The sequence below is a fragment of the Micromonospora sp. 4G55 genome, from assembly GCF_016803375.1.
This window is the reverse complement of the sequence record NZ_JAEVHN010000196.1, coordinates 1-10,280: the sequence shown is the minus strand read 5'-3', so window position 1 is coordinate 10,280 and position 10,280 is coordinate 1. Positions and strand designations below refer to the sequence as shown.

Sequence of the window (10,280 nt, the reverse complement as noted above, 5' to 3'; positions counted from 1 at the left end):
CAGCCGGCGCAGCAGCGCCGACCCGAGGCCACGGTGCTGCCAGTCGTCGCGCACCAACAGGGCGGCCTCGGCCTCGTCGCCCTCACCGAGGAGGTTGGCCATCGCCACCACGGACTCCCCCGCACCTGAACCGGTCGTCGCCACCAGCGTGGTCCCCCGCCTCGGCTCCAGCAGCCGGCGCATCCGGCTCGGCGACGGCAACGCGCCCCCGCCGAGATAGCGGCGCTGGCGGCTGCGCGCCGAGCACGCCTCGTGCAGGTCCACCACGCCGGCCAGGTCGTCGACGGTGGCCGGGCGAACCACCAGCTCCCCGCCGTCGGGCAGCACCAGGGTCACCCGGTCGGCCTCACGGCGGGCCGCGGTGCCCGCCAGCTCGACCAGCGCCTGCGCCCGGGCGTACTCCGCCGGGGTGAAGCTGGGCGCCCGCCGGCGCAGCTCGTACGACCCGCCACACGGGTCGGCCACCAGCATGCTCGCCGCGCCGACCCCGCCGTGCGGGACGGCCGGCGCCGGTCGCCAGGTCACCTCGTCCGCGCCGAGCAGGGCGCGCAGCATCTCCCCCGTCGCGTCCGGGTCCCGGACCAGCCGGGTGGCCAGCCCGAGCACCCGGGTCGGCTGGTCCACCAGGCCCCGCGCCTCGCTGCGCGCCACCCAGCAGTCCCGTCCTCGACCCCGTTCCACGGCGGCCACCAGCTCCGCCTCGCCCACCGCGTCCGGCGCGTCGACGAGGAAGTCGTCGACCGCCCCGGCCTCGGTGGTGTGCACCTGCACGGTGAGGATGTTGACCCCCCGCAACGCGAGACTCGCCGTGAGCACCGACAGGTAGCCCGGCCGGTCGTCCACGGTGGCTCGAATCCGCCATAGCGCCATGTGTGTGCTCCCTTCCCCCTACGACACTGCCGGGCGGCTGTTGCCACGCCGTTGCCCGGCGGTGACACCCCGAGAACCGTTGCCCGTGCTCAGGTGACGCTGATCACCGAGGGCGCCCCGACCAGGTCGAGCCGGTCGCCGAGGATCACCGCGCCGGCCCGGACCAGCTGGGCCAGCCGGTCCACCTCGGTGGAGTGGAAGGCGGCCGCGGTGAGCGGCTCGGTGTGCTCGCGCGCGACCACCAGCACCAGGCCGTTGCGGCCGAACGGCGCGATCGCGTAGTGGCTGCCGTCGGCGCCGGTCAGCGCCCGCGCCCGCAGCGGGGTCACCTCGGGCAGCGGCGGCGGCTGGGGCGCCCGCCAACTCGCGTGCCCGACCGTCGCCGTCCCCGCGCCGGCCCGCGAGGCCCAGTCCATCGGGACGACCGCGGCCACCGCCCAGTCCGCGGCGAGCAGCCCGGGCACCGCGTCGACCAGGGTGGCCACCCCGTCGGCGGGGTTCGCGGCGACCTGGGCCAGCAGCTCGGCGTCCTGGCCGGTGGTGGTCGGCGCGCCGATCGCCCGCCAGACCCCGTCCACCCGTACCCCGGGGATGGCCGCCAGGCCCGCCAGCAACCGCTCCACCCGGGCGGCGCCCGGCCACACCACGGTGAAGTCGTCCACGGCCCGCCCGCCGAGCCGTTCCAGGACGACCACCTGGACGATGTCGGCGCCGGAGACGCCGAGCGTCCGGGCCACCTGGCCGAGCGTGCCGGGACGGTCCGGCAGGGTCACCCGAACTCTCAGCAACATGTTTGTCCCTCCGCTCGGCGGGCCGACCGTGGCGGCCGGCAGGCTGGGCACCAGCCTGCCGGTTGACCATTTCGCCCCTGTTGCAGCGGCATGTCCCGGGGGGAAATCCCCGGCTTGACAAGAAAGCTGAGCTGCCATCAACTATTCGGATGACCGATCCGGCCGTCGACGCGCTCCGGCCGGGAAGTTCTCCGGCCGCCTCCGACACCGCGCCCACCGCCGCCGGGCCGAACGGGTCCCCCCGGGGGCTGGACCTCGACCGGCTCGCCGGCTACCTGGCCGCCCACCGGCCCGAGCTGGCCGACGCGCCGCTGTCGGCCACCCTGATCGCCGGGGGCAAGTCGAACCTGACCTACCTGCTGCGCGCCGGCGAGCGGGAGCTGGTGCTGCGCCGACCCCCGCTGGGGCACGTGCTGGCCACCGCGCACGACATGGCCCGCGAGTTCCGGGTGATCTCCGCCCTCGCGCCCACCGACGTGCCGGTCCCGGCGGCGCTGCTGCACTGCGCCGACACCGACGTGATCGGCGCGCCGTTCTACCTGATGGAGCGGGTCCGCGGCGAGGTGTTCCGCAGCCGCGCCCAGACCGACCCGCTCTCCCCCGCGCAGCGGCGCGACCTGGCCCTGGCGATGATGGACACCCTCGCCGCCCTGCACACCGTCGACCCGGCCACGGTCGGGCTGGCCGATTTCGGCCGCCCCGAGGGCTACCTCGGCCGGCAGGTACGTCGCTGGGCCGGCCAGCTCGACCGGTCCCGCAGCCGTCCGCTGCCCGGCATCGACGAGCTGCGCGACCTGCTCGGCGACACCGTTCCGGAGGGCGCCAACGCCGGGCGGATCGTGCACGGCGACTACCGGCTGGACAACCTCCTCACCACCGTCGACCCGGTGTCGGTGCGCGCCGTGCTCGACTGGGAGATGGCCACCCTCGGCGACCCGCTGGCCGATCTCGGTCTGCTGCTGACCTACTGGGACGTGCTCGGCGACAGCGACCTCGCCGCCGGCAACCCGGTCGCCGACGGCCTCGGCCCGCGCGCCGGCTTCCCCACCGGCGCCGAGCTGATCGAGCGGTACGCCGGCCGCAGCGACGTCGACGTCGGGCCGCTGCACTGGCACGTCGCGCTCGGCTGCTTCAAGCTCGCGGTGATCTGCGAGGGCATCCACTACCGGCACACCCTCGGGCAGACGCTCGGCCCCGGCTTCGACCGCATCGGCGACATGGTGGCCCCGCTGGTCGCGCACGGCCTGCGCGCCGCCCGGGAGAGGTGACGACGGCGGCTTCGACGCCCGCGCCCCGCATCCCGCGTCTGCACTTTCAGAGAAAGCGTGGCTATTCGGCCGTGAACAGCCACGCTTTCTCTGAAAGTGCGCGGATCTTGGAGGGGGGCGCGGAGCGCCGGGGGGGGTCAGGCGGAGGCGCGGTGGATGAGTTGGGTGTCGAGGAGGATGTGGGGGGCGGGGATCTCGTCGCCGCGGATGCGGGCGACCAGCAGCCGCGCCATCTGGCGGCCCATCTCCTCGACCGGCTGGAAGACGGTGGTCAGCGGCGGGTCGGCCTGGCGGGCGATCGGAGCGTCGTCGAAGCGATGACGGCGACGTCCTCGGGCACCCGACGCCCCGCCTCGCGCAGGGTACGCAGCGCGCCGAACGCCATCAGGTCGGAGGCGACGAAGACCGCGTCCAGGTCGGGGCAGACCTCCAGCAGCCGGCGCATCCCGGCCGCGCCGCTGCCCTCGCTGAAGTCCCCGTACGCGATCATGCGGGGGTCGACCTCGGCCCCGGCGGCCCGGACGGCGTCCCGGTAGCCGGTGAGACGGGCCAGGCCGGCGCCCATGTCCTGCGGGCCGGCGATGGTGGCGATCCGGCGCCGGCCCCGCTGGGCCAGGTGCTCCACCGCCTGCCGCGCGCCGCCGACGTTGTCCACGTCGACGAACCAGGACGGCCGCGCCCCGGGCTGGAGCATCCGCGCCGGCCGGCCGCCGAGCACGGTGGGCAGGTCGCGCTCCTCCAGGAGCGTGGGCAGCGGGTCGGAGTCGTGCAGCGACAGCAGCAGCACCCCGTCCACGTGCTGATTGGTCAGGTGGTGCTCGACCCGTTCCCGCTCGATCGGGGACTGCACCATGGCCAGCCAGAGCTGCAACGGCGTCTCCAGCAGCCCGGAGCTGACGCCCCGGACGATGCCGGCGAAGAACGGCTCGGTGAAGACCCGGTCGCCGGACTCGGAGACCACCAGGGCCACCGAGTCGGTCCGCTGGGTGACCAGCGCCCGGGCGGCCCGGTTCGGCACGTACCCCAGCTCCGCGATGGCCTGCTGGACGGCGGCCCGAGCCTCCGGACTGACCTGCGGCGAGCCGTTGACGACCCGGGAGACCGTCCCGCGCCCGACGCCCGCGCGGGCGGCGACCGCGTCGAGGGTCGGCGCCCGAGCGACCGGGTGCGCTGCGTTGTCATCGTCTGCTCCTCCGACGTCGGCGGATCCGCGCCACCCGTGGGAGCGGGTGGGCGCGGAGCCGCCCGGAGAACTGGCTGGCCTTCGCCTATTGTGCGGCCAGACCGTTACGTCGGATCACCTCGGCGTACCACCTGGCGCTGGACTTGGGGATACGGGCCTGACTGTCGTAGTCGACCCAGACCATCCCGAACCGCTTGGTGTAGCCCCAGGCCCATTCGAAATTATCCATCAGCGACCAGGCGAAGTAGCCGCGCAGGGGCACCCCGGCCTCGATCGCCTCGTGCGCCGCCCGCAGGTGGGCGTCGAAGTACGCCAGCCGGTCGACGTCGTCGACCTCCCCGTCGACGAGCGCGTCGACGAAGGCGGAGCCGTTCTCGGTGACGTAGAGCGGCAGGTCGGTGTACTCGTCGTGGACCCGGCGCAGCGTCTCGGTCAGGCCGGGGGAATCGATCTCCCAGTTCATGTCGGTGACCGGCACGCCCCGGGTGACGAACCGGACGTCCTCGCTGCCCGGCCAGCACGACGGCGCCCGCCAGTACGGCTCCGGCTCGGCGCCCTCGACCGGGGCGGCGACCACGTGCCGGCTGTAGTAGTTGACGCCGACCAGGTCCAGCGGGGTCGAGATGACCGCCAGGTCGCCGTCGCGTACGTGCCCGAAGTCGGTGACCTCACGCAGGTCGGCGGCGAGGTCGGTCGGGTACGACCCGCGCAGCACCGGGTCGAGGAAGAACCGGTTGGCCAGCGCGTCGATCCGCCGGGCCGCGTCGACGTCGGCGGGCGCGTCGCTGGCCGGGGTGACCGGGTAGAGGTTGACGGTGATGCCGAGCTGGGCCTGCGGCCGGGACGCCCGCAGCGCCTGCACCGCCAGCCCGTGGCCGAGCACTCAGGTGGTCGCCCGGCGCGGACGGCGTCCGCCCCGTCGGAGCGGCCGGGCGCGTGCACGCCCGAGCCGTAGCCGAGGAACGCCGAGCACCAGGGCTCGTTCAGCGTCGTCCAGTACGTCACCCGGTCGCCGAGGGCGTCCGCGACGAGTTCGGCGTAGTCGGCGAACCGGCCGGCGGTGTCCCGGGCCGGCCAGCCGCCGGCGTCCTCCAGCGGCTGGGGCAGGTCCCAGTGGTAGAGGGTCAGCCAGGGCTCGATGCCGTGCCCCAGCAGCTCGTCGACGAGCCGCCGGTAGAAGTCCAGGCCCTCGGCGTTGGCCGGGCCCGAGCCGCCCGGCTGCACCCGCGGCCAGGACACCGAGAACCGGTACGACTTCAGGCCCAGGTCGGCCATCAGCCGGACGTCCGATGGCATCCGGTGGTAATGGTCGCAGGCCACGTCACCGGTGTGCCCGGCGACCACCCGCCCCTCGGTGTGGCTGAACGTGTCCCAGATCGACGGGGTCCGGCCACCCTCGGTGGCCGCCCCCTCGATCTGGTACGCGGCGGTCGCCGCGCCCCACAGGAAGCCGGGCGGGAAGATCAGTTCCGGCCCCTGGTCGAGTACGCCGACTGCGGGCGGGTGGTCTGGGTTGCTCACGACTTGACGGCACCTTCCATGATCCCGCCAATGATCTGGCGGCCGAACAGGGCGAACACGAGCACCAACGGCACGGTACCGATGGCGGTCGCGGCGAACACCTGCGAGTAGTCGGTGTAGTAGGCGTACGAAAGGAACGCCAGGGACACCTGCAGGGTCGGATTCTCCGGGGTGAGCACGGCGTACGGCCACAGGTAGGAGTTCCAGGTCTCCATGAAGGTGAGCAGGCCGAGCACGGCCGCGGCCGGGCGCAGCGCGGGCAGCACGATGTTCCAGAAGATCCGGAAGGTGCTGGCCCCGTCGACCCGGCCGGCCTCGATCAGCTCGTCGGAGATGGCCTGGGTGGCGTACTGCCGCATCATGAACACGCCGAAGGCGCTGACCAGGAAGGGCACGGTCACCGCGTAGAGGGTGTCGTACCAGCCGAGGTCCTGGATCATGCCCCAGAGCGGGATGAGGCCCAGCTGGGTCGGGATCATCATGGTCACGATGATCGACAGCAGCAGGATGTTGCGGCCCCGGAAGCGCAGCTTGGCGAAGGCGAAGCCGGCCAGCGACCCGGTGATCACCACCGAGACGGTCACCACGCCGGCCACGATCACCGAGTTGAGCAGGCCGGTGAGGAAGTTCGCGGCGTCGTTGTCGAGCACTCGGTCGAAGTTGTCGCCGAACGCGCCGCCCGGAGTGACCGGTGGCGGCACGTCGTTGATCGAGTCCAGGCTGCGGGTGGCGATGACGACCATGTAGTAGAAGGGGTAGATCGAGAAGAGCACCGCCAGCACGAGGGCGACGTACATCAGCGGGCTGGTGCGCCAGAGGCGCTGGGACGCGGAGTTCACTCGGTCGCTCCTCACTTGACCGTACGGCGGACGAGCAGGAAGTTGACCAGCGAGACCAGGGCGATCATCACGAACATCGCCCAGGCCACGGCGGCGCCGTACCCGGCGGTGTTGAGGTTCTCGATACCCAGTTCGTACATGTACATGGCCAGGGTCTGGAACTCGCGCTGGTCGCCGCCGATGATGTTGCCGTTGGCGAAGACGAGCGGCTCGGTGAAGAGTTGGAGCCCGCCGATGGTGGAGAGGGTGACCACGAAGACGAAGGTCGGCGTGAGCATCGGCAGGGTGATCCGCCAGAACTGCTTCCACTGATTGGCGCCGTCGATGGCCGCCGCCTCGTAGAGGTCCTTGGGGATGGCCTGCATGCCGGCCAGCAGGATAAGGGTGTTGTAGCCGGTCCACCGCCAGTTGACCATGGAGGCGATGGCGGTCCAGGAGCTCCACCGCTGCGCGTCCCAGTCCACCGCGTCGATCCCGACCAGGCCGAGCAGCCAGTTGATCAGGCCGAAGTCGCGCTGGAAGAGCATGCCGAAGACGATCGCCACGGCGGCGACCGACACCACGTTCGGCATGAAGATGGCCATCCGGAAGAACGTCCGGGCGCGCAGGAACGTGCGGTTGAGCAGGGTCGCCAGGAAGAGCGCGAGCAGCAGCTGCGGGATCGTCGAGAGCAGGAAGATGCCGAAGGTGTTGACCGTGGCGTTCCAGAAGTACTCGTCGGTGAACAGCCGGGTGTAGTTGTCCACGCCGATGAAGCTGTGCTCGCCGATCAGGTTCCAGTCGTGCAGCGACATCCACGCGGTGCGCAGCATCGGGTAGAACCCGAAGATGCCGAAGATCACGAAGAACGGGGCGATGTAGAGGTACGGGGAGAGCTTGAGGTCGAGGCGGTTGAGCGACAGCGCCCGGCTGCGGCGCCGGGTGGGTGGGGGCGGCGACGCCGTGGGTGACGGCGGCGCGGTCGTGGCCGACAGGCTCATGCGGGATCCTTTCCGGCGCCGGCGGGGCCGGTGAGGCGGGCGGTACGTGCAACGGGACGCGGCCGGTGGCGCCCGGGAGACCCGGACGCCACCCGCCGTGGTCAGTCAGTGATCAGAAGGCGCCCTGGGTCTTGGCGTCCTTGACGTACTGCTCCCAGGCCTTGTCCTTGGTCGACTGCCCGTTCTCGTACGACCGCAGCGCCGGCTCGAAGGCGTTCTCCTTCACGGCCTGGTGCTTCGGACCGAGGTGCAGCGGCTGGATCTTGGAGACGCTGTCCCCGAAGATCTTGCCGGTCGGGGCGTTGTTGAAGTACTCGTTGGTGTAGGCGAGGAACTCCGGGTTCTTCAGCGCCTCGAGGTTGGTCGGCAGCGGGCCCTTGAGCTTGAACGCCGCCACCTGGCTCTGCGCGTTGGTCAGGTACTCGGCGAGCTTCGCCGCCTCCTTGGGGTACTTGCTCTGGGTCGGCACGGCGAGCCAGGAGCCGCCCCAGTTGCCCGCGCCGCCGGGGACCGGCGCCACGTCCCACTTGCCCTTGTTCTCCGGGCCGGAGTTGTCCGCGACGATGCCGAGCATCCAGGACGGGCAGAAGGTCGCGGCGAAGGTGCCCTGCTTGAAGCCGGCCGACCACTCGGGCGACCAGGTGGCCGTCTCGGCGGTGATGTTGGCGTCGGCCATCGCGATCGCGGTGTCCCAGGCGCTCTTCACCGAGGCGCTGCTGTCGGCGACGACGTTGTCGTTGGAGTCGTAGAACAGGTCGCCGCCCTGCTGGAACATCACCGCGCTGGAGGCGGTGGTCACCGAGTCGAGCATGCCCTTGCCGGTGGCGGCCCGGTACTTCTTGCCGGTCTCGATGAAGGCGTTCCAGTCCGGCCAGAGCGCCGCGACCTGGTCGCGCTCGACGGGCAGCTTGGCGGCCTGGAAGAGGTCGCGGCGGTAGCAGACGGCCAGCGAGCCGACGTCGGTGGGCAGGCCGATCAGCCGGCCGTCCGGCGCCTTGCCCAGCTCCCACTTCCAGGGCAGGTACTCGCTGCTGTGGTCCTTGGCGACCAGCTTGCCGAGGTCGGCCCAGTTCGCCGGGTTCGCCTTGAACTCGTTGAGGATGCCCTCCTCCAGGGCGACCACGTCGGCGGCGCCCTTGCCGGTGGCCAGCGCCCGGACGATCTTCGGCCGGTACTCGTTGAGCTGCGCGGTCTTGCGCAGCTCAACCTTGATGCCGGTGTCCTTCTCGTACTGCTTGACGATCTCGTCGTAGCCGAATTCGCCGAAGGTGTCCACGACCAGCTTGGCGGGCTTCCCGCCGGACGCCGTGGCGTCGTCGTCGTCCTTGCCGCAGGCCGCGAGACCGCCGAGTGCGGTGACCGCGGCCAGGGCGGCGGCCGCGAGGCGGGTACGCCGCGTGGTGACGCTCATCCTGACCCCTCTTTCAGTGGTGAGGCTGGGTTTGGGTGTGGTGGGGTGATCTGCGCGCTCCCGCCGGCCGGCGGACCGGTCGGCCCGGGCGGTGTGCGTGGTGATCCGCGCCACGCCCTGGGAACGCTCCCATGAGATTGCCGGGACGTGTCAGGGGTGTCAATAGACCAATGGGAGCGTTCCCAGATCGTTACGGCCGATGCCCTCGACCGGTCCTCAGCGGACGGAGCGGATCAGCAGAGGTGACGCAGCAACGTGCTGGCCCGCCCCGGGTCGAACCGGGCGGGATCGAAGCCGCCGCCCGCCCACTCCCGCATCGCCGCGTGCTCCCGGTGCCGCGGGTCGGCGAGCGCGGCGAGCAGGAGCAGGTAGCCGGACGGGCCGCCGACGTCCTCCGGCGGGCAGGCGCGCTCGCCGTCCAGGCAGGACGGGTACCGCTCCTCCGGGTCGGCGGTGAAGGCGTCCTCCACCACCAGGTCGTGCTCCCACCAGTCGCCGAAGTCGTAGGTGTAGCGGAACCTGCTGCCCTTGCCGAGGACCGCGTCGAGCCGGACGTCCAGCTCATCGCGGAGCGACAACTCGCCGTCCGGGTCCGGCTCGCCGTACTGCACCCCGTCGATCTCGAACGAGTGCAGGTGGCAGTCACGCCAGCCCATGGCGTGCTGCACCACCCGGTGCAGCCGGTCGAGGGTGTAGCCGCCGGGCACCAGCACCCGCCGCCAGACCGGCGGACGGACCCCGGCGAGGGACATCTTCAGCTGGAAGATCTGACGTGGCATGCTGCCCCCTCCTCCCACCGCATAGGCTGCCGACATGATCTGCCGAGCCTGCCGGGAGCGGCGGCACGACGACTGTCCCGGCCGGAAGTGGTGCGACTGCCAGCACCGTACCCCCGGACCCATCCCTCCGGTCACCGGTCCGGCCGGCGAATGACCGTCGGAATCCCGATCCGCCGGATCTGGCCGACGCCGGCCACCCCGCCCCTGGACGACGCCGAGCTGACCGCGCTCTACGGTCGCGCCGACCGCCCGCACCTGCGGGTCAACTTCGTGGCCAGCCTGGACGGCGCGGTCACCCTGGACGGCTACTCCGCCGGGCTCTCCGGCGAGCCGGACAAGCGGATCTTCGGGCTGCTCCGGATGCTCTGCGACGGGCTGCTGGTGGCCGCCGGCACGCTGCGGCACGAGGGCTACCGCGCGGTGCGGCTGAGCGAGCCGCGCCGGGCCTGGCGGCGCGAGCGCGGGCTACCCGAGTACCCCACCCTGGTGGTCGTCTCCGGGTCACTGGACCTCGACCCGGCGCAGGCCGCGTTCGCCGACGCGCCGGTGCGACCCGTCGTGCTCACCCACGCCGCCGCCGAGCCGCCCCCCGGGGCTGACCGACGTCGCCGAGCTGGTCCGCTGCGGCGACGAGCGGC

At 72.2% G+C, this 10,280-nt stretch carries 7 protein-coding genes and 3 pseudogenes; 2 read left to right on the top strand and 8 right to left on the bottom strand.

The features are described from left to right. Together JNW89_RS17510 and JNW89_RS17505 are read right to left on the bottom strand one after the other, a co-directional pair. A partial coding sequence (locus JNW89_RS17510) for an ACT domain-containing protein (protein ID WP_238449731.1) occupies positions 1–870 on the bottom strand: 870 nt, incomplete at its 3' end. A gap of 89 nt (positions 871–959) precedes the next feature. Further along, the gene (locus JNW89_RS17505) at positions 960–1,661 is read right to left on the bottom strand and encodes an amino acid-binding protein (RefSeq protein ID WP_238449730.1); all 702 of its coding nucleotides are present in this window, start codon (positions 1,659–1,661) and stop codon (positions 960–962) included. A 149-nt stretch (positions 1,662–1,810) separates the two neighbouring features. Between JNW89_RS17505 and JNW89_RS17500 the strand changes: the two genes are divergently transcribed. Then, positions 1,811–2,929 carry a phosphotransferase family protein gene (locus tag JNW89_RS17500; RefSeq protein ID WP_238449729.1) on the top strand — a complete coding sequence of 373 codons (1,119 nt, stop codon included), beginning with the start codon at positions 1,811–1,813 and terminating at the stop codon, positions 2,927–2,929. Between the two features lie 137 nt (positions 2,930–3,066). On the opposite strand, the pseudogene JNW89_RS17495 reads toward JNW89_RS17500, so the two are convergent. From JNW89_RS17495 to JNW89_RS17470, 6 genes and pseudogenes are all read right to left on the bottom strand, one after another. Continuing rightward, a pseudogene (locus JNW89_RS17495) lies at positions 3,067–4,111 on the bottom strand (LacI family DNA-binding transcriptional regulator). An 86-nt stretch (positions 4,112–4,197) separates the two neighbouring features. Further along, a pseudogene (locus JNW89_RS17490) lies at positions 4,198–5,633 on the bottom strand (GH1 family beta-glucosidase). Next, positions 5,630–6,472 carry a carbohydrate ABC transporter permease gene (locus JNW89_RS17485; RefSeq protein WP_238449728.1) on the bottom strand — a complete coding sequence of 281 codons (843 nt, stop codon included), beginning with the start codon at positions 6,470–6,472 and terminating at the stop codon, positions 5,630–5,632. Before JNW89_RS17485 ends, JNW89_RS17490 begins: the two are co-directional and overlap by 4 nt. 11 nt (positions 6,473–6,483) lie before the next feature. After that, on the bottom strand, positions 6,484–7,452 hold the full coding sequence (locus JNW89_RS17480; protein ID WP_238449727.1) for a carbohydrate ABC transporter permease: 969 nt from the start codon (positions 7,450–7,452) through the stop codon (positions 6,484–6,486). A gap of 112 nt (positions 7,453–7,564) precedes the next feature. After that, a complete protein-coding gene (locus JNW89_RS17475) occupies positions 7,565–8,863 on the bottom strand; it encodes an ABC transporter substrate-binding protein (RefSeq protein ID WP_238449726.1) in 1,299 nt (432 codons plus the stop codon). A 233-nt stretch (positions 8,864–9,096) separates the two neighbouring features. Continuing rightward, on the bottom strand, positions 9,097–9,642 hold the full coding sequence (locus tag JNW89_RS17470) for a plasmid pRiA4b ORF-3 family protein (RefSeq protein WP_238449725.1): 546 nt from the start codon (positions 9,640–9,642) through the stop codon (positions 9,097–9,099). Positions 9,643–9,792: 150 nt separating this feature from the next. Here JNW89_RS17470 and JNW89_RS17465 point away from each other — a divergent pair. Then, a pseudogene (locus JNW89_RS17465) lies at positions 9,793–10,280 on the top strand (dihydrofolate reductase family protein); the annotation flags it as partial.